The organism is Lederbergia ruris, assembly GCF_018332955.1.
Taxonomy (GTDB): Bacteria; Bacillota; Bacilli; order Bacillales; family Bacillaceae_C; genus Lederbergia; species Lederbergia ruris.
In genome coordinates this window covers 1-23,725 of sequence record NZ_BORB01000038.1, presented here as the reverse complement: position 1 = coordinate 23,725, position 23,725 = coordinate 1, and the positions used below count along the sequence as shown (strand labels likewise).

25 protein-coding genes and 1 tRNA gene are annotated in these 23,725 nt (G+C 39.6%); 15 read left to right on the top strand and 11 right to left on the bottom strand.

Annotated features, from left to right (window positions below; translation table 11 throughout):
• Positions 1 to 219 carry a hypothetical protein gene (locus tag KI363_RS17460; RefSeq protein WP_306345187.1) on the top strand — a complete coding sequence of 73 codons (219 nt, stop codon included), beginning with the start codon at positions 1 to 3 and terminating at the stop codon, positions 217 to 219.
• A 167-nt stretch (positions 220 to 386) separates the two neighbouring features.
• On the top strand, positions 387 to 926 hold the full coding sequence (locus tag KI363_RS17455; RefSeq protein WP_158322470.1) for a superoxide dismutase family protein: 540 nt from the start codon (positions 387 to 389) through the stop codon (positions 924 to 926).
• Positions 927 to 993: 67 nt separating this feature from the next.
• Here the strand turns inward: KI363_RS17455 and KI363_RS17450 are convergent, their stop codons facing one another.
• The 3 genes from KI363_RS17450 to KI363_RS17440 form a co-directional block, all read right to left on the bottom strand.
• The gene (locus KI363_RS17450; RefSeq protein ID WP_281414141.1) at positions 994 to 1,350 is read right to left on the bottom strand and encodes a PD-(D/E)XK nuclease family transposase; all 357 of its coding nucleotides are present in this window, start codon (positions 1,348 to 1,350) and stop codon (positions 994 to 996) included.
• Between the two features lie 278 nt (positions 1,351 to 1,628).
• Entirely contained in the window at positions 1,629 to 2,795 is a 1,167-nt protein-coding gene (locus tag KI363_RS17445) for a MalY/PatB family protein (protein WP_158322472.1), read from the bottom strand.
• Between the two features lie 58 nt (positions 2,796 to 2,853).
• Complete coding sequence (locus KI363_RS17440) at positions 2,854 to 3,702, bottom strand: alpha/beta fold hydrolase (RefSeq protein WP_158322473.1); 849 nt, start codon at positions 3,700 to 3,702, stop codon at positions 2,854 to 2,856.
• A gap of 178 nt (positions 3,703 to 3,880) precedes the next feature.
• On the opposite strand from KI363_RS17440, the gene yugI reads away from it, so the two are divergent.
• Entirely contained in the window at positions 3,881 to 4,270 is a 390-nt protein-coding gene (gene yugI, locus KI363_RS17435; RefSeq protein ID WP_158322474.1) for a S1 domain-containing post-transcriptional regulator GSP13, read from the top strand.
• Between the two features lie 504 nt (positions 4,271 to 4,774).
• The gene (locus tag KI363_RS17430; RefSeq protein WP_212967120.1) at positions 4,775 to 6,019 is read left to right on the top strand and encodes a Glu/Leu/Phe/Val family dehydrogenase; all 1,245 of its coding nucleotides are present in this window, start codon (positions 4,775 to 4,777) and stop codon (positions 6,017 to 6,019) included.
• A gap of 701 nt (positions 6,020 to 6,720) precedes the next feature.
• Here KI363_RS17430 and KI363_RS17425 read toward each other — a convergent pair.
• A complete protein-coding gene (locus KI363_RS17425) occupies positions 6,721 to 6,876 on the bottom strand; it encodes a hypothetical protein (protein ID WP_212967119.1) in 156 nt (51 codons plus the stop codon).
• A gap of 106 nt (positions 6,877 to 6,982) precedes the next feature.
• Here KI363_RS17425 and KI363_RS17420 point away from each other — a divergent pair, with 106 nt between their 5' ends.
• The 6 genes from KI363_RS17420 (at position 6,983) to KI363_RS17395 (ending at position 13,473) form a co-directional block, all read left to right on the top strand.
• Complete coding sequence (locus KI363_RS17420) at positions 6,983 to 8,329, top strand: glucose-6-phosphate isomerase (RefSeq protein WP_158322476.1); 1,347 nt, start codon at positions 6,983 to 6,985, stop codon at positions 8,327 to 8,329.
• Positions 8,330 to 8,448: 119 nt separating this feature from the next.
• On the top strand, positions 8,449 to 9,099 hold the full coding sequence (locus tag KI363_RS17415) for a YdeI/OmpD-associated family protein (RefSeq protein ID WP_158322477.1): 651 nt from the start codon (positions 8,449 to 8,451) through the stop codon (positions 9,097 to 9,099).
• Positions 9,100 to 9,288: 189 nt separating this feature from the next.
• Positions 9,289 to 10,830 carry a glycosyltransferase family 2 protein gene (locus KI363_RS17410; RefSeq protein ID WP_212967118.1) on the top strand — a complete coding sequence of 514 codons (1,542 nt, stop codon included), beginning with the start codon at positions 9,289 to 9,291 and terminating at the stop codon, positions 10,828 to 10,830.
• Positions 10,831 to 10,871: 41 nt separating this feature from the next.
• A complete protein-coding gene (locus tag KI363_RS17405; protein ID WP_212967117.1) occupies positions 10,872 to 11,315 on the top strand; it encodes a hypothetical protein in 444 nt (147 codons plus the stop codon).
• 365 nt (positions 11,316 to 11,680) lie between these two features.
• Positions 11,681 to 12,394 (top strand): TerC family protein, encoded by a 714-nt coding sequence (locus KI363_RS17400; protein WP_191967484.1) that lies wholly within the window; start codon positions 11,681 to 11,683, stop codon positions 12,392 to 12,394.
• Positions 12,395 to 12,483: 89 nt separating this feature from the next.
• Positions 12,484 to 13,473: a LysM peptidoglycan-binding domain-containing protein gene (locus KI363_RS17395; RefSeq protein ID WP_212967116.1), complete on the top strand. Its 990-nt coding sequence runs from the start codon at positions 12,484 to 12,486 to the stop codon at positions 13,471 to 13,473.
• Between the two features lie 391 nt (positions 13,474 to 13,864).
• On the opposite strand, the gene KI363_RS17390 is transcribed toward KI363_RS17395, so the two are convergent.
• Entirely contained in the window at positions 13,865 to 14,122 is a 258-nt protein-coding gene (locus tag KI363_RS17390) for a GlsB/YeaQ/YmgE family stress response membrane protein (RefSeq protein WP_158322480.1), read from the bottom strand.
• A gap of 789 nt (positions 14,123 to 14,911) precedes the next feature.
• On the opposite strand from KI363_RS17390, the gene KI363_RS17385 reads away from it, so the two are divergent.
• Complete coding sequence (locus KI363_RS17385) at positions 14,912 to 15,370, top strand: CBO0543 family protein (protein WP_306345188.1); 459 nt, start codon at positions 14,912 to 14,914, stop codon at positions 15,368 to 15,370.
• 6 nt (positions 15,371 to 15,376) lie between these two features.
• Here KI363_RS17385 and KI363_RS17380 read toward each other — a convergent pair whose 3' ends face one another.
• The 3 genes from KI363_RS17380 to KI363_RS17370 form a co-directional block, all read right to left on the bottom strand.
• On the bottom strand, positions 15,377 to 15,886 hold the full coding sequence (locus KI363_RS17380; protein ID WP_212967114.1) for a hypothetical protein: 510 nt from the start codon (positions 15,884 to 15,886) through the stop codon (positions 15,377 to 15,379).
• Positions 15,883 to 16,353, bottom strand: a complete 471-nt coding sequence (locus KI363_RS17375; RefSeq protein WP_212967113.1) for a hypothetical protein — start codon at positions 16,351 to 16,353, stop codon at positions 15,883 to 15,885. The genes KI363_RS17380 and KI363_RS17375 overlap by 4 nt, the downstream gene beginning before the upstream one ends.
• Positions 16,354 to 16,797: 444 nt before the next feature.
• Positions 16,798 to 18,402, bottom strand: a complete 1,605-nt coding sequence (locus tag KI363_RS17370) for an acetolactate synthase large subunit (RefSeq protein ID WP_158322484.1) — start codon at positions 18,400 to 18,402, stop codon at positions 16,798 to 16,800.
• A gap of 656 nt (positions 18,403 to 19,058) precedes the next feature.
• Here KI363_RS17370 and KI363_RS17365 point away from each other — a divergent pair.
• From KI363_RS17365 to KI363_RS17350, 4 genes are all read left to right on the top strand, one after another.
• On the top strand, positions 19,059 to 19,919 hold the full coding sequence (locus tag KI363_RS17365; protein WP_212967112.1) for a DnaD domain-containing protein: 861 nt from the start codon (positions 19,059 to 19,061) through the stop codon (positions 19,917 to 19,919).
• Positions 19,909 to 21,150: a replicative DNA helicase gene (locus KI363_RS17360; RefSeq protein WP_158322486.1), complete on the top strand. Its 1,242-nt coding sequence runs from the start codon at positions 19,909 to 19,911 to the stop codon at positions 21,148 to 21,150. Before KI363_RS17365 ends, KI363_RS17360 begins: the two co-directional genes overlap by 11 nt.
• Entirely contained in the window at positions 21,137 to 21,583 is a 447-nt protein-coding gene (locus tag KI363_RS17355; protein ID WP_212967111.1) for a hypothetical protein, read from the top strand. Before KI363_RS17360 ends, KI363_RS17355 begins: the two co-directional genes overlap by 14 nt.
• A 212-nt stretch (positions 21,584 to 21,795) precedes the next feature.
• On the top strand, positions 21,796 to 22,005 hold the full coding sequence (locus KI363_RS17350; RefSeq protein ID WP_158322488.1) for a hypothetical protein: 210 nt from the start codon (positions 21,796 to 21,798) through the stop codon (positions 22,003 to 22,005).
• 103 nt (positions 22,006 to 22,108) lie between these two features.
• Here the strand turns inward: KI363_RS17350 and KI363_RS17345 are convergent.
• The 3 genes from KI363_RS17345 to KI363_RS17335 all read right to left on the bottom strand — a co-directional run bounded on the left by KI363_RS17345 (position 22,109) and on the right by KI363_RS17335 (position 23,281).
• Positions 22,109 to 22,181: transfer RNA gene (locus KI363_RS17345), tRNA-Ala, on the bottom strand.
• 51 nt (positions 22,182 to 22,232) lie between these two features.
• A complete protein-coding gene (locus tag KI363_RS17340; protein WP_158322499.1) occupies positions 22,233 to 22,925 on the bottom strand; it encodes an MgtC/SapB family protein in 693 nt (230 codons plus the stop codon).
• A 179-nt stretch (positions 22,926 to 23,104) separates the two neighbouring features.
• Entirely contained in the window at positions 23,105 to 23,281 is a 177-nt protein-coding gene (locus KI363_RS17335; protein ID WP_212967110.1) for a hypothetical protein, read from the bottom strand.
• Between the last annotated feature and the right edge of the window lie 444 nt (positions 23,282 to 23,725).

Here is a 23,725-nt window from a genome sequence, read left to right as displayed (position 1 = left end):
TTGTTATCAATCTTTCACTTATTTGTATTAAATATTATCCCAATGTATTTTCCAGAGGATAAAACAGAATATATTCCTGCTTTTATTCAATTAGCCCTTGTGATCATTGTAGCAGGCTTAGTTGTTTTCTTTTTCAAAAAGATTTCTAAAAAACAAGAGGCAAAAGCGAAAGAATTAGAAGAGCGGTTGAAGGAAGAACAGAAAAATCAACATTCCTAAAATGAACGGCACCCCAAACGTTAGGCCCATCTAGCGATTTGGTGGTGCCGTTTTTTTAGTCGCCTACTTTTTCAAATTAGAGAAAAGAAACTTCTCTCCGAAAAGGATATTTCATTTTTACCATGGCAATAATGACGAACAATGAACTCTTTTTTGGAGGGGTGTTTGTGAAAAAATTTCTTCCGTTTATTTTTTGTTTATTGCTTACAGCTTGTGTGAATCCACCTCCTAAGAGGGTAGAGGTGGATGTAATCAATCCAGATGGTGATTCCCTTGGGAAAATTAACATGGAGGAAAAAGCGGATGGTATAAAAGTGAAGGTCGACTTAAAAGGGCTTCCTCCTGGTGAACATGCGATGCATATTCATGATAAATGGAAATGTGAACCGCCGGATTTTCTGTCTGCCGGTGATCATTTTAATCCAGATGATAAAGAACATGGTCTCCTTCATCCAAAAGGTTCACATGCAGGGGATCTCCCTAATTTGATTGTGAAGGAGAACGGCAATGTAAAGGTTGATTTTGTGGCAAAAGGGATTACGTTTAAAGAGGGGAAGAGTTCTCTTTATACAAAAGAAGGTACTTCGATTGTGATTCATGCAGATGCAGATGACGGCATGACACAACCAGCTGGAGATTCCGGAGACCGGATTGCATGTGGGGAAATCACAAAGAATAAAAAACCGGTTCAATTCAAAGAAAAATAAGTCCGGGCCCTAAACATAGGGGCTGTGGTCAACACGAAAGAGATGTGCCTCATATCTCTTTCGTGTTTTAATGTAATTCTCGGGGGTCTACCCCGGTTATCTTTTTGATGTCTTCATCTGTAAAGCCATTTTTTCTCATAGCTTCAATGATTTCTTTTTTACCCTCTTCTTTGGCTCCCCGCATACGGGTTACTTCATCGTGCAGCTCTCTTTCCCTTGCATCATATGCTTCCCTGAGCTCTTTACTTAGGTTCAGTGCGCTTAGCCTTTCTTCTGCTTCGGCAATGTTTTTATCCATTGAAATTACCTCCTCTAAAAGGGATTTGTCATCACTCTTTAAAAAGGTCAACCAGCGGTGTAGAGGGTTATGGAAGTCCAGGTGATTTATGAAATCCGTAAATTTTACTGTTTCAATAAAATGGATTTCTAATTTAAAAGATCTAAATCGGTAAATATTGTTTTAAAAGCTACATCATTAAGAGGATTTAGCCTTTCCATTCTTATCTGCTCCTATTCCCTTTCATATATCACATAACTATTTTGCTTTATCAGGACTGTACAGTATTTCCGTAGGGCTATTGTACCATAAAAGCGACAATTAGTAGGTTGACAGGTTGAATAATTTTGAAAATTAACTGGAATTTATATCGGTACGAGTTAAACTAAAAAACCGGGCATGGGTTTGCCCGGTTTTCCTTATACTTAAGATCCAAACGCTATTTTTAATCTTTCCAATCCTTCTTCTACAATTGAACGGTGGCAGGCTGGATTCAAGCGAATGAAGCCTTCGCCGCCTTTTCCGTAGGAAGCACCAAAGTTTACGGCTAATTTTGCTTTTTCTAGAAGGCTCTCTCGTAATTGTTGATCATTTAGCCCGGTTTTGCGACAATCAATCCATACGAGATAGCTTCCTTCTGGTCTCATCACGTCAAGTTCTGGAAGGGATCGCGAAATCTCTTCGTCAATCATGTTTATATTTCCTTCGATATAAGCGATACATTCATTTAACCATTCTTCCCCATCCCGATAAGCAGCTTCCATCGCGATCATGCCAAATGTATTTAGGCTGGTGAGATTCAATGTTTGCTGAATGATCGTTAGCTTTTTGCGCATTTCTTCATTTGGTGCCACAATAAAGGAAGCCTGCAAACCAGCGAGATTGAACGTCTTGCTTGGCGCCATAAAGGTCACAACAAAATCTTGATAAGCTGGATCAAGGGATGCAAGTGGAAAATGGTGATGTGGTTCAAAAATAATATCCGCATGAATTTCATCTGCCGCGATTAACACATCATATTTTTTACAAAGTTCAGCTATTTTCACTAATTCTTCTTTTTTCCAAACACGTCCACCCGGATTGTGAGGACTGCATAATAAAAACAGTTTTACGCCGGATTTTAATTTTTCTTCAAAATCAGCAAAATCAATTTCATAACGCCCATTGACTAATTGTAAAGGTGAATTAACCACTTCTCTCATATTATTCTCAATCATGTTGAAAAATGGTGTATAAACGGGTGATTGCAATAAGACTTTATCGCCTACTTCGGTAAAAGCCTGAATTGCCATTCCGATTGAAGGGACAACACCAGGACTATATAAAATCCATTCAGGGCGAATCTCCCATCCATGTCGGTTGTTTGTCCAATCAACAATGGCTTGAGCTGTATTTTCATTGGCAATCGTGTAGCCAAATACCCCGTGATCCATTCTCTCTTTCAACTTCTCAATTACAGAGGTAGGGGGGCTAAAATCCATATCCGCTACCCACATTGGCAGAAGTTCGTTTTTTCCGAAGGCCAGTTTCATTCCATCCCATTTTAGGGAGGAGGTATTGATTCGGTCGACTTTCTCGTTTAGCTTGTACATTGCTTTTTCCTCCTCAGCACACTAAGTCTTCTCTATTCTAGCGATATTTCATTTATTTTTAAAGAGGATGTTCACTTGAAAAGATAAAATCTCTTATATAACGATAAACTTCCCAAGGTTTTTCCTCTGGGAGTAAATGTCCTGTTTGGGGCAAGGAAATAAATTGAGAGTGGGGCACATCTTGAGCAAGGCGCTTTCCTGTCTGAATCGGGACGACTCGATCGTTTTCTCCCCAAATAAAAAGGCAAGGGGCCTGAATGGTTTGCAAAATTTCAGAGGGGAGATCGCCTTCCCAATGACGGATCATCCTTTTAAAAGCCCGAAACATTTTGTCATCCCCAAAAGGTTCGGAATAGCCACGAATCATCTCTTCATCAATCATATTTTGGTCATAGACAACATGATGTAAATTCCCTAACACCCCTGTTTTCCCGAGTTTATGTTTGATTACTTTTTCAAAGAAAGGGAAGTAGGATAAATAGGTGTAGGGTGGTTTGATTCGAGGTAAATAGCCGGAACTACAAAGAAACACCCCTTTTTGGATATGATCAGGTCTTTGATGCATCATATTGAATAGCAATTGACCGCCCATGGAGTGGCCAACCCCGGCTAAAGATGAATAAGGCAACTGATCTAATAAAAGCCAGAGAGTATGGGCGATATTTTCATAAGAATAATGAAAAGAAGATGATCTCCCGCTTTTCCCAAAGGGAGGAAAGTCGACAGTCAAAACATGAAAATCATTCGCAAGCAGTGGAGCTAATTTTCGAAAACTAAAAGTAGAAGATAGAAATCCATGAATAAATAAAATGGTAGGAAGCTCTTGTTTATGCTTATGATGATAGCATTCGTAGTAGAGATCAATGTTATTTATGTGGACGGAATGTTTCGAAAATGTTGCAGTCATCCTCTCACCTCATTTTTTAGTGTATCCTTACCAAAATTTTAAATCGTAGGTTTGAAAAATGAAAGATCGGGAAAAGAAGTGAATGGAAAAGGCTTTGTTTTGATTTAGCTAGAATTCTGTGTTAAAATGTTATATTGCGTAAAATAGAAGATATTATATAATAATTGGGAGTGTTTCCATGACAACAAAATATGAACCAGGCACAGTATTGACAGGAAAAGTAACGGGTATTCAACCTTATGGAGCTTTTGTGGCTTTAGATGACCAAACACAAGGGCTTGTCCATATTTCAGAAATTAAACATGGCTTTGTAAAGGATATTCACGAATTTCTATCTGTTGGAGACGAAGTGAATGTGAAAGTTCTTGAAGTAAACGCAGAAAGTGGTAAGATTAGCCTCTCTATTAAAGCAACAGAGGAGCCACCAGCCAAACAAAAATCCACGAAGCCAAGTAAGCCGGCAAATGCTTCAACTACTGAAACAAGTGGCGAAGGTTTCAATACATTAAAAGATAAACTACAAGAATGGATTAAGCAATCTGATAACAAAGATTTACTAAAAAAATAAGTGAAAGACGGAGGATGTCTGGTTGACGGGGCATCCTCTTTTTCGGATGGTGAAAAAGCGCCTTCTTCTATTGAAAAGACCTATTCCAATGCAAGGATAATATGGTAATATGAAGATGCATGGAATTATGAGTGAATTGGGAGGGGTAGTTGCGTACAAATAGGATGGAATAACGAAATAAAATAAAGGCTAACGTGACAGAGAGGGGTTAAATATAGTTCTTATTGAAACGATGAGAAGAGATATTTCTGTAAACGATAGAGGATTTTCTTGAATATCCACCTATAACGCTATTTAAAAAAAAGCGAAGAAGTATTGGAAACGTTCGCTTGGACCTATTCCATCTTTTATGTAAAAATGAGAAATGCCCCTAAGAAAAATTCAATTTTGGTTTTTAGAAAAAGAAAGTATCCTTTAGGTAATCATAATGGTGGAAATGATACGTCAATCGTGTTTGAATGTAAGATAAATATGATTAAATGAATAAAGAGGCGAAATAAAACGATGGTGGAAAATCTTAACTTATTTACATCAACTCAAGAGGTTATCAAAGATGGTCTCCACAAACTTGGCTTTGGCGAGGAAATGTATGAACTGTTAAAAGAACCGATGAGAATGATGACTGTGAGAATTCCGGTTCGTATGGATGATGGTTCAGTTCAGGTCTTTACAGGGTTTCGTGCCCAACATAATGATTCTGTAGGTCCCACCAAAGGGGGCGTACGTTTTCACCCAGATGTTGATGAAGAGGAAGTAAAAGCAATGTCCATGTGGATGACAATCAAATGTGGGATTGTCGATCTTCCATATGGGGGCGGGAAAGGCGGAATTGTGTGTGACCCGCGAACAATGTCAATGAATGAAATTGAACGACTTAGTCGGGGATATGTTCGGGCGATCAGTCAAATTGTCGGACCGACAAAAGATATTCCAGCGCCAGATGTTTTTACAAACTCACAAATTATGGCTTGGATGATGGATGAATATAGTCATTTACGTGAAAATGATTCTCCTGGTTTTATTACAGGTAAGCCGATTGTGCTAGGAGGCTCACAGGGAAGAGAAAAGGCAACCGCACAAGGCGTGACGATTTGTATTGAAGAGGCAGCCAAAAAACGGGGCTTAAAAATACAAGATGCGCGAATCGTCATTCAAGGTTTTGGAAATGCAGGCAGTTTCCTCTCAAAATTCCTTTATGACGCAGGAGCGAAAATTGTGGGAATTTCCGATGCGTATGGAGCACTGCATGACCCAGATGGGCTAGATATCGATTATTTACTTGATCGCCGTGATAGTTTCGGAACCGTCACGACCTTATTTGAAAATACAATTTCCAATAAAGAACTATTTGAATTGGACTGCGATATTATTGTGCCGGCTGCTGTAGCTAACCAAATCACAGCAGAAAATGCGCCAAATATTAAAGCATCGATCGTCGTTGAAGCGGCGAACGGACCGACAACAGAGGAAGCAACCCGCATTTTAACGGATAAAGGTGTTTTGCTTGTACCTGATGTATTGGCAAGTGCAGGTGGTGTCACCGTTTCTTATTTCGAATGGGTACAAAACAATCAAGGGTATTACTGGACAGAAGAAGAAGTCAATGAAAAACTGAGAACAAAACTTGTAGAAGCCTTTGAAAATGTCTACCACACAGCGGAAACGCGAAAAATCAACATGCGTTTGGCCGCCTATATGGTCGGCCTGCGAAACACAGCCGAAGCCTCAAGATTCAGAGGCTGGGTGTAACACGAAAAGCGGAGGCGCCTGTTTAGCTGCGTACAAACTTTCTAGGGGCCTGACGAGATAAAGGAAACACGGCGAAGAATGAGCCGATGTTGACTTATCGTAGGAAGGCACCGAAAGTTTGCTAGCAGCTAGGAGCCGCAGCTGGACAAAGAAAAGCGGAAGACGGCGCTTAGGGGCGACAAGCAAATGTTCTGGAACCTAGGAAGGCGGTTTTCCCTTCCAAGGTTCCAGGTTATTTGACCTCGAGCCCCTGCCGTCTGCAGCTGGACAAAGAAAAGCGGAGGCGACTGTTTAGCAACGCACAAACTGTAATAAATAAAAAAACCAAACCATGGAAGAGAGAGCAAACTCTCACCGGGTTTGGTTTTTTTGACTTTGCCTTAATTTCGGGCACAGTAGGCCTCCGATCGAGCTCCCTTGGGTGATCTTACCTTGAATTCGGTCGCAATTCACCTCCGATCGATCCCCTTTTGGTGATCTAGCCTTGATATGGTCACGATTCACCTCCAATCGTGCCCCCTTTGGTGATCTAGCCTTGATTATGGTCACGATTCACCTTCGATCGATCCCCTTTTGTTGATCTAGTCTTGATTATGGTCACGATTCCCCTCCGATCGATCCCCCTTGGGTGATCTTACCTTGAATTCGGTCACAATTCCCCTCCGATCGATCCCCTTTTGTTGATCTTACCTTGAATTCGGTCACAATTCTTCCCCAATCGTGCCCTTTTTGGTGACTTCACCCTGATTTCGGGCACGATCCGCCTCCTTCATGATGATGAAAAAAGAGAAATCCGGAATTTCATTGCCAATGAGAGCTTCTTGGCGCATGAAAAATAGGGAAATCAAAAAATTCATTACCACATACAAATAATCAACTAGCCGTTTTGTATCTATTTACTTGAAACTTAGCCTTTATTCAGCTAAAGTTAAGGAATAATGTATCTATAGGGAGGATTTAGGCATGGGACATATTCGTTTTGACTATTCCAAGGCTCTTTCGTTTTTTGGACAACATGAAGTGGATTATTTGCAAGCAGCAGTCGAAACAGCTCATACACAATTACAGGATAAAACAGGTGCAGGTAGTGATTTTCTAGGATGGATTGATTTGCCTGTTGAGTATGATCACGAAGAATTCTCACGGATTCAAAAAGCAGCAGCAAAAATTAAACAAGATAGTGATGTTTTGCTCGTAATTGGGATTGGTGGATCTTATCTTGGGGCACGTGCTGCAATTGAAATGCTCAACCACAGTTTTTACAATGAACTGCCAAAAGAAAAAAGAGAAACACCACAAGTATTATTTGTAGGAAATAATATTAGCTCTACATATATGCGTGATGTAATGGATTTATTGGACGGAAAAGATTTTTCTGTGAATGTCATTTCTAAATCTGGTACAACGACAGAGCCTGCGATTGCGTTCCGGATTTTCCGCAAATTATTAGAGAATAAATATGGGGCAGAAGAAGCGAAAAAGCGGATTTTTGCGACAACCGATCGTGAAAAAGGGGCACTGAAAACATTAGCGAATGAAGAAGGCTATGAAACTTTTGTGATTCCTGATGATGTAGGTGGACGTTATTCTGTTCTAACGGCTGTCGGCTTATTGCCAATCGCGGTTAGTGGAGTGGATATTGAAGCGATGATGAAGGGAGCGGCTGATGCGCGCGAGGCATTCAGTTCCCCTGATCTAAAGGAAAATGCGGCTTATCAATATGCGGCCATCCGCAATGTCCTATACAATAAAGGAAAAACGATTGAAATGTTGATCAATTATGAGCCTGGTCTCCAATATTTCGCGGAATGGTGGAAGCAATTATTCGGCGAAAGTGAAGGAAAAGATCAAAAAGGCATCTACCCTTCTTCCGCTAATTTTTCAACGGATCTCCACTCGCTTGGACAATATGTACAAGAAGGCCGTCGCGATCTTTTCGAAACCGTCATTAAGGTGAAAAATGCTCGTCATGAACTTGTGATTGAAGGGGAAGAAAACGATCTGGACGGTTTGAATTATCTAGAAGGAAAAACGATTGATTTTGTGAATGATAAAGCATTTGAAGGGACGTTGCTTGCCCATACAGATGGCGGTGTACCAAACCTCGTTGTCGAAATTCCAGAGATGGACGCTTATACGTTCGGTTATCTTGCTTATTTCTTTGAAAAAGCTTGTGCCATTAGCGGATATCTCCTTGGAGTAAATCCTTTCGACCAACCAGGAGTAGAAGCCTACAAAGTAAATATGTTCGCTTTGCTTGGAAAACCTGGATTTGAAGAGAAAAAGAAAGAATTGGAAAAACGTCTATAAACTTAACAGAAGGAGCAGTTCTATCATGGATCTGCTCTTTTTTGTCTGAAAAAAGTACGTTGATAGAGCTTTTTTAGGTGCTACCATATTTTAAATGCAAAAACGAAGGGAGTATGCTCATGGCGATTATCGAAAAATTAAAACTCGATCAATACAAAAACATGGTTGTGATTAATCAACCAGATGACTACGCTCTATTTACAGAGCAAGCGACAACCTTTAACAAAGACCATGAGGCTATTTTTATTTTTGTCGAAACTGTGGATGAGATGGTCCAGTATACACAGCAAATTATCGATAGCCAACTATTACTTGATAAAGGCTATTTATTTTTCGCTTACCCTAAAAAAGGCAACACACGCTATAAAACTTTCGTTCACAGAGATGAAATTTTTCCAGCTATGAAAGTAGATGAGGATGGCTATGTTGCGGAAAGCGATTTGAAGTTCTCACGTATGGTAAGTATGGATGATGTCTTCACTGTAGTTGGATTAAAACGGGAGAAAAAGAAAGCAAAGAAGTCATTATCAGCTAGTCAGCGTGTTGCAGATTATGAGGATAAAGTCAAAGATGTGAAAGCACTATTGGCTACTCAACCAGATGTATTTGCTTTTTTTGAAAGCTTGACACCTGGTTACCAAAAAGGCTGGGCTCGCTACATCTTTTCTGCTAAACAACAAAAGACAAGGGAAACACGCCAGCAACAAATGATCGACATCCTATCACAAGGATATAAATCTATTGATTTGTACCGGCAAAAGAAGAAATAATTTGCTGGGTGGAAGTCATTTTTTCAATTGGAACTGATTTAGTAGTGGATGCGGTGATGCAGTGAATGGCATGTTTTGACGTTTGCCATGGTAGGCTTGATTATGGTTTGCGGTCCGAATAATTTATTTGTTTTTGGTCCAAAATAATCGTAATAAAAATTACCGTTTTGAAGGAAATGACGTGAAGACATGATCCGGTTATCGCCGACGAAAATTTTTAAAAGTTTATACAACCCCAAAAAACAACAAGCCTATACGATACATAAGCAGTCAACAAATAGGCAGAGAGATTATTTCGTTACGGTCATTACTCCCGTTTATAATGGAGAAAAGTTTTTAAAAAAGTCCATTGAATCTGTTATGAAGCAAACGCTTGGCTTTAAAAATATTGAGTATATACTCATTGACGATTGTTCGACAGATCGTTCAAAAGAAATTTTATTAGACTTTGCAAAACAACACGAGAATATGACGGTGGTTTCGTTAGATTGTCATTCAGGTTCATCTGGTCGTCCACGGAATATTGGTATGGAATTAGCAAGTTCACCCTATATCATGTTTCTAGATGCCGACGATTGGCTTGATCCCAATGGCTTGCAAGTGCTTTATGAGATTTTAGAAGAAACAGGCGACCCCTATGTGGTAGGTAGAACCATTAAAGTGGACAATGGAGGAACGAAAGTAGTTGGTGAACACCAATGTTGTAAAGAAAGGAGAAGTGTCTCTCCTTTTTCCATCCCCCATATTTTTCACCATCTTGGTCCGACTGCAAGAATGATGCGAGCGAGTTTGCTTAAAGAGCGGCAGATTCAGTTTCCTGAGATGAAATTCGCGGAAGATAAACAATTTTTTATTGATGTCCTAACAAGTTGTCAAACAATCTCAACGACGACAAAGCCGATTTATTATGCCAATCGCTTGGATGAAACGAAAAAAACCCGCTTAACGAATCAAACCAATATTTTGCAAAAAACAAATTATAATTTACAAATAGTCCATTACATTTTAAAGCGAAAATTTGATCTTGAGATTGAGAAAATGATTGTGAATCGATTGTATGAATTTGATTTAATGAGGCGACTTTTTACGACACCACACTTTCAGAAGACAAAATTTAAACGGCTGTACTATTATAAGATCAAGCAAATTTTGAAGACAACTAGAAAATTAACCTATGATTTTACGGAGAATTTTTTTGAGCCCATTCACAAACTGATATATGAATTAATACGTGAGGGCAATTATAGTGCGGTAACAAAACTGTTGGAGTGGGATAAATCCATCAAGGTAAAAGAAGTGGTGATAAAAAATCAGCAGGCTTATCTTGTGATTCCTTTTCTCGAGGAAAAATATAAATACATTCCTTTACCCATATACATCACCTTTAAAGAACATTATTGTCAAGAAAACCAATACATTCTTCATTTTCATGTGTATGGTGATCACATTCATTCCATAACAGATGTATTAATTCGGGATGGGAAAAATGCCCATAATGATTATGTTTTACCGGTGACAATGAATGAAAATGGCGAAGGAACGATCAAGGTCCAATTCGACTCATTAAAAGATTTACCACCAGCCTACTACTCCATTTTCGTAAGATATAACGATTATATGAAAATAAATATAAGGCAACTAATTAAAAATGAAATAACCCATCGTTACCAAAAACGAGAATTCACTTTTTGTCATACGCCTTTTTCTAATGTGGCTCTTAAAATAAAGTAAACCTTCAATCTGTTGGGGGATAAGGGATTTCGCAAAATATTTTGATTGAGGATCTACGAAAAAGACTGAGAAGCAGGAAACCGTCAATCCAACGGCTCTTTGGATGTACGAAAAAGAAAGAGAAGCAGGAAAACGTCGATCCAACGGCCTTTTGGATGTACGGAAAAGAAAGAGAAGCAGGAAACCGTCAATCCAACGGCTCTTTGGATGTACGAAAAAGAAAGAGAAGCAGGAAAACGTCGATCCAACGGCCTTTTGGATGTACGGAAAAGAAAGAGAAGCAGGAAAACGTCAATCCAACGGCTCTTTGGATGTACGAAAAAGAAAGAGAAGCAGGAAAACGTCGATCCAACGGCCTTTTGGATGTACGAAAAAGAAAGAGAAGCAGGAAAACGTCGATCCAATGGCCTTTTGGATGTACGAAAAAGGATGACAAGCAGGAAAACGTCGATCCAACGCCCCTTTGGATGTACGAAAAAGACTGAGAAGCAGGAAAAATGGATCGATCGCTGAGAGGACCAGAGGAAAATCCGGCTTTATAAAAAAAGAAGGTTTCTCCAAAAGAAGAAACCTTTTCAATCCCCACCCGCGGTAAAGTAAGCTGTGAATTTTTACAATCAATAAAAGCTTTCATTAATAGTTTATTAGGAAAACATGATTACGATTGGACAAACAATCTAGGGCAAACTCACATTTTTACCGGAAAAGCGGAAGACGGCTACTTAGGGGCGTGAAAAAGGATAAACAAAGGTTAAACGGCTAAATGCGCTGCGTCCGTATGTCTTCGCTGTCGAGTGGTTAAAGGGTATGGTATAATACAGTGTTAAAATTTTGGGAAAGAAGGAGTCTGATGAATCATAATGGATTCGTTTTTGCGGAAATCATATTTTCTTCACCCGCTTTATTTGCCTTATTAAAGATTATTGCAATTGATATGATCCTTTCTGGTGATAATGCGATTGTGATTGCAATGGCAACGAGAAAATTATCTAAAGAGCAACAGAATAAAGCCGTTTTTTGGGGAATTGCCGGGGCTGTGGTGCTACGTATTCTCTTTGCGACGATCATTGTTAAATTAATGCAAATTCCATTCTTGCATATCATCGCTGGGATATTACTTCTATGGATTGCCTATAAAGTGTTGATCGGGGATGATCAGAAAGGCAATCAAATCTCCGCGCAAACGAGTTTGCTGAAAGCGATTGGCACAATCATACTTGCGGATGCTGTGATGAGTTTGGATAATGTTGTGGCGATTGCAGGAGCAGCAGATGGACATATTCTCATTCTTGCCTTGGGAGTAGCTATTAGTATTCCCGTCATGATATTCTGTTCAAAGCTGATTGTGAAAATAATGGACAAGTATACTTGGATCAGTTATGTCGGTTCCGCTATTCTCGTATGGGTCGCTGGTGAAATGCTGATGAAGGATCAACTAATAGGGATAGAAGAATCCCTTGAATATATAGTCATTGTATTTTTAATTATCCTTGTATTAGGATTAGGTTTTTATAAAAATAAGAGAAAGGAAAACAAATCTGTAACGAAAATGCGTGAACATTAGGTATCTATAAGGCAAAAAATGTGAATGTGAATGTTGATGGAAGAGTCCTTTTCAGGGCTCTTTTTATATTTTGGGGATGAGCAGCGTTAATGCTGAATAATTTAATAGAAGGAGATGGGAATGTGGCGAAAAAAGGGATTGACGTATCTGCACACCAAGGAAAGATTGATTGGGACAAGGTGAAGGCGGATGAAATAGAATTTGCGATGATTCGCATGGGGTTTGGAAGTGATTTAGAAAGGCAAGATGATCGATATTTTGAACGGAATGTAAAAGAATGTGAGCGTGTTGGCATTCCGTGGGGAGCCTATCTTTACAGCTATGCCATGGATATAAATGAGGCAAAGAGTGAAGTGGCCCATGCTTTGCGGTTATTGAATGGCAAAAATCCGACATACCCAATCGCTTTCGATATGGAGGATGCTGACGGATACAAACGCAAACGGGGCATGCCTGCGAGCGCGGCATTGATCGACATTTGTTATACATGGTTAAATGCAGTTGAGGATGCGGGATATTACGTATCATTGTACGCCAGTTTGAGCTGGTTAAATGGTTCTCTCAGAAGCGGAAAATTAGATCGCTTTGATAAGTGGGTGGCACAGTGGGCGCCGAAATGTACGTATAAAGGTGCTTATCAAATGTGGCAATACACTAGCGCTGGACAAGTTGCCGGCATTTCCGGCCCTGTCGATATGAATGAAGCTTATCATGACTTCTTGGCAAAGAAGCATTCGAATGCTACTAAAAAGCCAGTGACCAAACCTGAGAATACTACCTACACCGTAAAAGCAGGAGATACCTTAAGTGAGATTGCAGTCAAATATGGAACCTCAGTAAAAAAACTTGCTGAGCGAAACGGGATTAAAAATCCGAACGTGATCCAGGTTGGTCAAAAAATAAAATTATCCAGATCTCCTTCAGCAAAATTAAAAGCCGTCTATCATACTGTGAAACCTGGGGATACTGTATCTGGACTAGCTGTTCAATATAACAGCACCCAACAGCAAATCAAGTCTTGGAATAACATCAAAGATATCAATAAGATTTATATCGGGCAAAAATTAAGAGTGGAATAATAAGAATCGCACAAGGCCTGTTTTTAAGATCACCGGATATACCATATTCTGTGGCTCCGGAAGGCAAAAAATCAGTGAAGCACTTATACTTCACTGAGTTTTTAATCGTAGCATTATCACGAATTCTGTGGAATACTCTGCCTTCATACAAAAAAGATTGCTAGAGCTAGAAACCGAAAGCAATCTTTTTTATGTTATCCGATTGAATGATGTGTCCTTGTTCCTTTTGCTGGGCGGAACGATGTGACTTCTAAAAACTTTGAATGGTATTTTTTCCAGCTAGATTCATTTTGTTTTTTTGGGAGAAAACAATGGCAAGGCAGCGATACAAACAAAAAACTTGATCCAGTAGGATCAGATATCCACTGAATCAAGTGTATGCCTCATTTCTTTATGCCCTGTTTTTCGTTGTACCATGCAAGATGGCACTAAGAATAAGCACAACGACAATCGCTCCAATGATCGCTGGGATAATCGCAAAGTCAGCTATGACGGGTCCCCATGAACCAAGGAGTAAAGTGCCTAACCAAGATCCCACAATACCGGCTAAAATATTTCCAATTATACCGCCCGGAACATTCCGTCCAACGATTAATCCAGCTAACCAACCAATGACACCACCAACAATTAAAGTCCAAAGAATTCCCATTGTTTTTTCCTCCTTTAAATTGTTCTGTGTTGTCCTATTTGTTTACCCTTTTCTTGAAAAACAAAACAATTTGGGGCTACAGTCGATGCGTTAAAACTCGATACATTTGAACAATATAAAAAGGAAGCCGTTAAAAATCATAAAAATAAGCAACAACAAGTAATCGAGATGGCAAATAATTAAGAAAAGCGCAAGCGCCCGCCAAAAGGATGAACGGCTAAGGGTGCGCCGTCCCCGAAATTGAGAAAAGTTGCGAAAAGGGGTACGGCGAAGTGAGTGGCCGTCCCCGAAATTGAGAAAAGTTGCGAAAAGGGGTACGGCGAAGTGAGTGGCCGTCCCCGAAATTGAGAAAAGTTGAGAAAAAGGGTACGGCGAAGTGAACGGCCGTCCCCGAAATTGAGGAAAATTACGAAAAGGGGTACGGCGAAGTGAGTGGCCGTCCCCGAAATTGAGAAAAGTTGCGAAAAAGGATACGGCGAAGTGAACGGCCGTCCCCGAAATTGAGAAAAGTTGCGAAAAGAGGCACGGCGAAGCGAGTGACCGTCCCCGAAATTGAGAAAAGTTGCGAAAAGAGGTACGGCGAAGTGTGCGGCCGTCCCCGAAATTGAGAAAAGTTCCGAAAAGAGGTACGGCGAGGGAGCCACCGTTTGGAGCCATAGGAGCTGCTCTAGCTATTTATCGTTTTGAACGAATTAGTAATGGCTCTCTCCTTATGTCGTCTTCTTATAAAATTTGGATATACTGTTAAAAGACTAAGGGCTCTAAAAGGAAGTGTTCATATTGCTTGGGATGTTGATCGCTATTTTTGTTTTTAACTTTGTTGCCTTTTCTAAAGTTAGAAATTTATCTGTCAATCAAATCGTCCATATCACAGTATTTACAATCGCATTCCAGACATTTGCTGATTTATATCTTGATCTTAAATACCATGGCTATTGGTATTACTCAAAAGGAGTAGACTTTCTTTCTATTCCAACCCTGACCATGATTATCCCGCCTGTCAATGTCATGTTTTTAAATTGGTATCCTCTTAAAAGACCACTTATGAAACAGGCTCTTTATATTATTTGCTGGACAATCCCACTGCTCATGTATGAAACATTGGCATTACTCCCCGCGCCTTGGGGTTATTTCCATTATGGTTGGTGGAAGTTATGGTATTCCGCCATTGTTGACCCCATCCTACTGGTTATTTTAGTACTATACTATAAGTGGATCCTTAAAATTGAAAAAAACCAAGCGAATTAGCCAATCCTACTTATTCGTCGTTTGTCTATGATGAAAATGTTTAATCATATGGTAAAAAAGCAATGTCAATGCTTGCACACCTAAATAAACGCTAAATGAGTAGGATAATTTCCATCCGTGATAGTTAAAAACATGAAATAGCGCGTTTACTCCCTCAAACAGCGTTCCAATTATGGAAGAAATGACAATATAAAGCAATATCCAGAACCCTCGAATATTTAATTTTTCATAAAAATAGATATAGAGATACGAAAATGGTGCGTATAAAAAGTAGGAAATGACATCAAATAATTCATATTTGCGCGAATCCATAATATTGTATAAATTTAAATCCGGTGAAGATAATAAATGGTCATAAATTCGTGCAACGGTTGAGCCAAATAGTAGAAGGAGGATCGTAAGACTCAAAGGAAACCGTTTAGGAAGCCAAAGTATCAAAGAATAAGAAAGAATAAGCCCAATGATGATAAACCACTCATTCTCGTCAAATGTTGTTGGTAATTGTAAGGGCATCATCTTCCAATTCCTTCCTTTCGTAAGACCCTTCTGAAACAAAATTGCAAGATAGATGAAATGAGTAAGACAAAAGCAATGGAGAGAAGGGAATGCCAAAAATCCCACCCATTATAGCGAATGACCTTCCCTTGCACAAGCAGAAACTCAACACCATATAGAATGGCGATATAAGTGATCGTGAACAAACTTTTGGTAAAACGGGATTGAATCGCTGCCAATAAATTGAAATACATTACATATAACAAGGGGATGACGAGGAATTCGGAAAGTCGAAAAATAATAAATAGTTTTATGCTATTCGTTATTTCCCATACTTTTAAATTGATATATAAAACAGCAAAATAACTCGTAATGAGCAATTCTTGTACCATGAAAATAAAGAGGTTCTCAAGCAAGCCAAGTCTTTTTTTTACAATGGAAAAGGTGATAAAGAAAAGGATGATGATATTCAGCAGGATCAGGAACATTTCGATCAACTCTCATTTGTATTTACACACATCAATGAATTCAGTATGGCTTTCTTCTATTATCTGTATAAAAAATGTAAATATGTAAGATAAGCCTTTATTTAACAGTTAGCACTATTCCATTTGCATAGCTTTCACGTTAATAGGAAAAATAGAAAAACATGATGACTGAGTTGATTGGATGAGATAGATGCGGATGAATAGCGTAAATCACGAATTTAAATCACCAGTTGTTGCCCTTCTATGGTCCGCAACGATGGCGGGCTTTGGTCAATTTTATAATGGGCAATATATCTTTGGTTTTCTCCTTCTAGTATGTGAATTCATGCCAATATGCAATCAAACTTAAATGTCTCCATTTTATATACCTTTCACTTTTTTCTAATGCAAGATACTTTACTTTCTCAAAAGAGCTTTATGCAACGCTAGTGCCTGAAGTTATTGTCAAGGAGAAGAAGGTAATAATACATCAATTAACATAATTTCTCCTTGAGATTGTACAAGTAATGCCTCTCTTAGATGTTCCTCAAATTGACGCAGATTGTGGGCACGACCACACTTTATCCCGTAACCTTCCGCTAATTGGGTAAAATCCGGATTTTGAAAGGATACTCCCTCACTGCTTTCAAACATTTTCTCCATTTTCATCTCCTCTAATTTCAAAACAGAATCGTTTAAAACAATCATAATAAACGATACCCCCAAACGCTTTGCCGTTTCAATTTCCGCAAAATTCATTAATGCGCCACCATCCCCGGTAATACATATAACGGGATCTTCGGGGCAGGCAAGCTTAGCGCCAATTGCACCCGGTAATGCGATCCCCATCGATGCCAACCCATTGGAGATTATAAGCTTATCCGGTTGTTTTGGCTGATACGTTCTGGCAATGGATAGTTTGTGTGCACCAACATCCGAGATGATGATGGACTGGTCAGGAACTAGTTCTTCTATCATAAGGAGAATGTTCTCTGTTGTTAAGGGAAGTCTATTTGATTCACCTTGATGATCTCTGATTTGATACGATGTTTTTATTTTTTCTTTTAGATTTCCTTGAGGCACCCAGGATTTAGGTGGCATCTTAAGTTGATTAAGAGCATGCAAAATCTGCTTAATATTCCCAGTTAATTCTATTTCCGCTGGGTAATACTCATTTATTTCTGCTGGCAAAGTGTCAATATGGATAACTGGGGTTTTTCCTCCATTCCATTTTTGGGGTAGCTGTTCGACAAAGTCAAACCCGATGACAATGAGTAAGTCTGCCTCGGCAATCCCTGCTAAAACTTTATCGTTTTCACTAAATCCAAACGTGAAATAGTTAGAGGGATGGTTTTTAGGTAATATGCCTTTTGCCATAAAACTATGGGCAACAGGCGATTGAAGGGCATCGATAAAAATACGCAGCTCCTCCATTGCATTTTCTCTAATCACTCCATTTCCAATTAGGATAAAAGGTTTCATATAATCTTGAATAATTGAATGGGCGGTTTGAATTGCTTTCTGAACAGGCAAGGACGGTGGAATTTGCGAAAGGGCTAAGGGTTGACCCGCAATCATCTCGGTTGCCAAGTTCTCCGGTAATGCAAGTAGTACCGCACCGGGCTTCTCCATCATCGCGGTCCGAAAAGCTTTACGTATTGTGACTGGAATCATTTGTGCAGATTTTATTTGTGTACTCCATTTCGTTGCCGGTTCATAAATTTCTGTTAGGTTTAAATATTGATGTGACTCTGGGTGTTGTTTCTCCGACGAAACTTGTCCAACTAAGGCAATTACCGGCGAGTGGTCAAGCTGTGCACTAGATATACCGGTTAACAAATTCGTTGCCCCTGGTCCAAGGGTAGCTAGGCAAACTCCGGGCTTTTTTGATAACCGTCCATATAAATCTGCCATGAAGGCTGCACCTTGCTCATGCCGAACGAGGATAAATTGAATGTTGGATTTGGACAGGGAATGGACTAGATCTAAAATTTCCGTACCTGGTATCCCAAAAACATATTCAACCCCCTCATTTTCTAAACATTGGACAAGCACATCTGTTGCTTTCATAAAATCCTTCTTGAAGATCTTTATATTGTAAAATTTGCGTGTTTAAGCTATTTTTCCTAATCGTCCCTTAATTATGTGCAGACATTCCGGTTGAAAGTCGCGTTAGCCACACATACTGCCAATCCCTTCTTACGTTCATTTCAATCGTATAGCTGAATTTTTACCAACGTGAGGCTGGGACAAAAGTGTTTTCACCAAAGAAAAAACCGAACTACCATCGTGCATATAACCCGCTCCGGAAATATACTTCGCTTTCCGCGGGCGAGTGTCAAGCCTCCTCAGGCTTCGCCTTCCGGGGTCTTTACGAACTCTTACTTCCCGCAGGAGTCTACGTATATTTCCTCCGCTAACGTAATGAATTTTTCGTTTTTGGAACTTAACATTTTTGTAATGTCCCAACCTCATTATTTTTTTATAGTTTTATACTGTAAAAAAGAGGAAATTTTCGGGCCTTGTAAGTGATAAAAAGTTGAGGGGTATTTGGATAATTCGCAGCGGCAGAGAGAAAATGCATTTTTCGTGTCAAAGGCATTTCCGTCTGCGTCTTTTGGCAAAAAATTTTGCAAAAGGTGTCCGAATTTCAGTGAATACCATATATGCATAATGAACCGATCTTTTTACGGAAATTTTTTATAGAGAAGAAAGGGAGAGGAACGATGGCAAAATTTCGCATGATTGATATTGGGTTTTGGGATGATCCGAAAGTGGTGGAGGAGATGACACCAGAGGATAAGTATCTGTTTTTGTATTTATTGACGAATGCGAATACAACGCAAATTGGCATCTACTCTATTACGAAGAAGCAAATGGCGTTTGATACAGGTTATTCAATGGAGACGGTGCAAAGTATTTTTGAACGTTTGATTCATCAACATAAACTGCTGAAGTATAACTCACAAACAAGGGAAGTGGCAATTCGAAATTGGGGGAAATACAATTTTCCTCGCGGTGGTAAGCCTGTGGAAGATTGTGTGACAGCTGAGTTGAGTAAAGTAAAAGACCGAAGTCTGATTACTTTTGTTGGGGGCAATGTGAAACAAGAGAAAATTCGCAGGTTGTACGAGTCGTATGACGATACGCACGCGTTACGGGGACAAGAAAAAGAAGTAGAAAAAGAAATAGAAAAAGAAATAGAAAAAGAACAACAACAAGAAGCGCAAAAAATAGATGGTGGTGGTTGTCGTGAAAATGTCATTGATTTTTATCAACAGAACATTGGGATGCTGAGCCCTTATATGGCAGAAGAGCTGGTGGATGCTTTAGAGGAATTTGGGGAAGTGCTTGTGATCGAAGCGATGAAAATTTCAGTAGCTTCTGGCAATCGAAGTTGGCGATATACATATGGAATTTTAAAGAAATGGCGTCATCACAATGTGAAAACACTGGGGGATGTGAGCGCCTTGGACAGAGAGTTTGAACAACAGAAAAAATATTTTGGCCACCAGACTTTGGATACAGAACTTTCAAAACTCTATCAACATAATCTTTCAGAGGGGGAAGAGGAGCATGACAGCTGAAAAAGCGCTACTTGGCTGCATGATGAAAGAAAATCATTTGATCGGGGATACGATCATCAAAGCTGGACATTTGGCAGATCCACGCCATCAAGCCTTATTTAAACAAATGCGCGATCGGCATCAACAAGGTGGCACAATTGACCTTGTCACACTCTCAACGACAGTGGACTTGGAACCATTTGGCGGTATTTCCTATCTCCATGACTTGCAATCCTTCGCCAATGTTGAAAAATTCGCTGAATATGAGGAGTTGGTGCTGGAAAAATGGAAAGAACGGGAGAAAAGGAATATTTTAACAGTCGCCAAGGAAGAAGATTGGGAGATTCAGAAGGTGATTCATGCTTTAGATCAAATCAATGAGGCGAAAATCGATGATCATATAGCGATTTCTACGGGGTTAGCAGATCTTTATGAAGCCCCATGGCAAGAAGAAAATCAGATCAAGGGGATATCAACTGGAATGCTGCGCCTAGACCAAATGACGAATGGTTTTCAAGACGGAGAGCTCACGGTAGTGGCGGCAAGGCCTTCGATGGGGAAAACAGATGTGATGCTTCATTTTGCCAAGCAAGCAGGTTGGAACGGAGATTTGCCGATTATTTTTTCACTGGAAATGCCGAATAAAAGCTTGATTCAAAGACTCGTCGCTTCGACAGGGGCCATCAATCGTTTGAAGCTACGGAATCCCTATCAACACCTCACCGAAGCCCAAAAGGAACAATGGCCAGAGCTGATCGGCCGCGTGTCGGAAACCAATATCCAAATTTTTGATGGAGCAGGGCAAACAGTCGCCCAGATGCGCGCGAAGGTGAGGAAATTGATGCACGAATACCCAGACAAAAAACCGCTTGTGTTGATTGACTATTTAACGTTGATTCGACCTGAACATCATTATGGCGGCAATGCTCATATGCAAGTAACAGAAATTTCGAAGCAGCTAAAGGGGATGGCGAAGGAAATGAATTGCCCGGTCCTCTTGTTGGCCCAATTAAACCGAGCGGTGGAGCAAAGGCAAAATAAACGACCGATGATGTCCGATATCCGTGAATCTGGGAGTGTCGAACAAGATGCGGATGTGATGATCTTTCTCTACAGAGATGCTTATTATGATCAGGATGCAGATCCAAAACACTTGGAGCTAATTATTTCTAAAAATCGCAATGGTCCCATTGGCACAGTGTTTGCGAATTATAATCAATTTACGGGAGGAATTCGCGATGCCCACGATTAAGGCGCTATATGAAGATGCGATCAAGTATGAAGAATCGCTCCTTGCCCATTTTATCTTCTGCTTGCTTCAGGAGAGGAAGGTTGATCTAGAGGAGGATAATGCGGTTTTGTCGCAAATTAAACCTGATCCTGAGAAATTGGAGAAATTGCTGGAAATGAATTATCTTGGCTTTGATCAGATAAAAATTTTTTCACTGAAGATCGCGAGACAGAAATGGGCCTTTATTTTTGCCCAGACAGCGGAGGAGGCGCAGCGACATTTGCGTTTGCAGACAGGGCAAAAACCATTGAACTGCTTGGAACTCTCGCCAGATGAAGTGATTTTTACCGGCAATCGCTTTCTTAACTTTCGAGAGTTGAAAAAAGAACAAACGCAATTTCCGTGTTTGGTTGCGGTGTATGAGAAATATCCTGGAAACAAAGCTTTCGTATGAGCATAGCCACATCATTGCTGCGGGAAAGGGAAACAGACTTCAACATTTGTTCGGTTACATAGGCAAAGAGGTCATAGACTCGAAACCAAGTAGCTGGGCGCTGGAATTAGATAATAAAAAATCCCCGTTTTCATCAGACAGTTTGACCAAGCAATTTTCCAATATGATATGTATTAAGGTCGGCCGGCTTTAATATATAAAGAGGAGGTGCAGTGAGTATGTGTTTTGAAGATGATTTTTTTGGTGGAGAAGAGAGGCGTGAAAGACGTAGACGGCGTAGATTAATTTGCCGCTGTCGTGAAGTAAGACACGAACGCGACCGTGATTGGGACGATGATAGAGACCGTGATCGTGACCGCGACCGTGACCGTGAGAGATTCATTTGCCGTTGTCGTGAAGAGCGTCGACGTGATGATTGGTAAGTAGCACCTCCTTGCCTTAAGCCCCTTTCTTTGAAAGGGGCTCTTTTAAATTGAATAAAAAGAAAAAACCCTTGAAACGTTGATGTTTCAAGGGTTTTGAATATGGAGCATAGCGGGTTCGAACCGCTGACCTTCACACTGCCAGTGTGACACTCTCCCAGCTGAGCTAATGCCCCAAATCGTAACTCCAATACTTATTATAGTAAGTTTTACAAAAAAAGCAAGTCTTAACTCACAATTTCAATCGCATCCACATCCTGCATCTTGGCAATCGTGTAGTAAATGTCGGTCACAGGGCGTTTGCCATTCACTCTCGTCCTTAATTCAAGCATATGCATGGAGCTGTCTTTGATATCTTTAATCCGTATATGGGTAACAGAAATTTTCTCCCCTTGAATTTTTTCAACAATTTTCTCAAGGCTTTCTTGTTGAGACACTGTAATTTTTATAATCAAGTCTTTTTTAGTTAAACTTTTGGGACCAATCTTAACGATTGCAAAAGGGATAAGTTCCACACTAATAATAAGAAGGATCACCCCTGCGACAGCTTCGACATAAAACCCGGCTCCTACTGCAATTCCAATTCCAGCGGCTCCCCACACCATCGCAGCGGTAGTTAATCCGGAAATATGATCATTTCCCCTTCTTAAAATAACGCCAGCCCCTAAAAAGCCAATTCCTGACACAATTTGTGCAGCTAAACGAAGGGGATCCATACGTATCATAATATCATCTCTGCCAGGGAGTAAGTAAGCTGATTCAATCGACACGATCGTTAACAAACAACTAATAATCGAAATCACAAGACTGGTCTTCAAACCGAGCGGCTTACTTTTAAGTTCCCTTTCTAATCCGATCACTAAGCCAAGTAAGGCTGATACAACTAACTTAATCAGAAGCTCTGAATCAACAACATCCAACAAATAAATCTCTCCTCTATTTTTTTGAATATACAGCGCTTTCGATATAAAATGATATTATCATATTTTTATAAAGAAAAAGCAAATGATTGAAATATAGTATAGATAAGAATGATTTCACGAAAAGAATCCCCATCTTCTCTTAAAAATAGAGAGCGGGGATAAATTCTAAACTATTATTAGATGAAAAGATAGGTTAATCCTGAAAAAACAAATGCCATAATAGATGAAAAGATAAAGGTTCCTCCATAAACCTTTTCCTCTGCATTTGATATTCGTAATGCTTCAATATAAGAATAAGAAAACAAATATACAGCCGTAATAATTGCAGTATAAAGACCGACATATGCTAGCATCATTTCACCTACTATAAATGGATTGATAATATATATGTTGGAAATATAATAAATATGAACGAGGTTTTATGGGCATTATATATGGAGATAGACCGGGAAATTTCATAGTTTTAAAGAGAACTTCTCAATAATAATAAAAAACTTAAAGTTTTTTTGAAAAATAGGTTGCATATCAAAAAAAACCATGATATAGTATAAGACGTCCTTAAGAGACAAGGGAAAACAAATAAGGACAACATTCGAAAAAAGAGTTAAAAAAAGCTTGACTTCGAAAATGAATAGTGTTACGATAATAAAGTCGCCGCTAAAACGGCGAACAAGAATTTGATCTTTGAAAACTGAACGAAACGAACGTCAATAAATAAATGGATAAATGGTTTTGAACCATTGCCAGCAATTGAGAAGGAAAACAAACTTCTTTCATTATATGAGAGTTTGATCCTG

Bases quoted from the DNA above. Each gene is read 5' to 3' on its own strand.
- KI363_RS17445 (WP_158322472.1), bottom strand. From the start codon at position 2,795: ATGTACAAGCTAAACGAGAAAGTCGACCGAATCAATACCTCCTCCCTA.
- KI363_RS17375 (WP_212967113.1), bottom strand. From the start codon at position 16,353: ATGTTCCTGATCCTGCTGAATATCATCATCCTTTTCTTTATCACCTTT.
- KI363_RS17410 (WP_212967118.1), top strand. From the start codon at position 9,289: ATGATCCGGTTATCGCCGACGAAAATTTTTAAAAGTTTATACAACCCC.
- KI363_RS17420 (WP_158322476.1), top strand. From the start codon at position 6,983: ATGGGACATATTCGTTTTGACTATTCCAAGGCTCTTTCGTTTTTTGGA.
- KI363_RS17380 (WP_212967114.1), bottom strand. From the start codon at position 15,886: ATGATGCCCTTACAATTACCAACAACATTTGACGAGAATGAGTGGTTT.
- KI363_RS17400 (WP_191967484.1), top strand. From the start codon at position 11,681: ATGAATCATAATGGATTCGTTTTTGCGGAAATCATATTTTCTTCACCC.
- KI363_RS17430 (WP_212967120.1), top strand. From the start codon at position 4,775: ATGGTGGAAAATCTTAACTTATTTACATCAACTCAAGAGGTTATCAAA.
- KI363_RS17425 (WP_212967119.1), bottom strand. From the start codon at position 6,876: ATGAATTTTTTGATTTCCCTATTTTTCATGCGCCAAGAAGCTCTCATT.
- KI363_RS17365 (WP_212967112.1), top strand. From the start codon at position 19,059: ATGGCAAAATTTCGCATGATTGATATTGGGTTTTGGGATGATCCGAAA.
- KI363_RS17335 (WP_212967110.1), bottom strand. From the start codon at position 23,281: ATGCTAGCATATGTCGGTCTTTATACTGCAATTATTACGGCTGTATAT.
- KI363_RS17390 (WP_158322480.1), bottom strand. From the start codon at position 14,122: ATGGGAATTCTTTGGACTTTAATTGTTGGTGGTGTCATTGGTTGGTTA.
- yugI (WP_158322474.1), top strand. From the start codon at position 3,881: ATGACAACAAAATATGAACCAGGCACAGTATTGACAGGAAAAGTAACG.
- KI363_RS17355 (WP_212967111.1), top strand. From the start codon at position 21,137: ATGCCCACGATTAAGGCGCTATATGAAGATGCGATCAAGTATGAAGAA.
- KI363_RS17395 (WP_212967116.1), top strand. From the start codon at position 12,484: ATGCTGAATAATTTAATAGAAGGAGATGGGAATGTGGCGAAAAAAGGG.
- KI363_RS17360 (WP_158322486.1), top strand. From the start codon at position 19,909: ATGACAGCTGAAAAAGCGCTACTTGGCTGCATGATGAAAGAAAATCAT.
- KI363_RS17440 (WP_158322473.1), bottom strand. From the start codon at position 3,702: ATGACTGCAACATTTTCGAAACATTCCGTCCACATAAATAACATTGAT.
- KI363_RS17415 (WP_158322477.1), top strand. From the start codon at position 8,449: ATGGCGATTATCGAAAAATTAAAACTCGATCAATACAAAAACATGGTT.
- KI363_RS17370 (WP_158322484.1), bottom strand. From the start codon at position 18,402: ATGAAAGCAACAGATGTGCTTGTCCAATGTTTAGAAAATGAGGGGGTT.
- KI363_RS17385 (WP_306345188.1), top strand. From the start codon at position 14,912: ATGTTGATCGCTATTTTTGTTTTTAACTTTGTTGCCTTTTCTAAAGTT.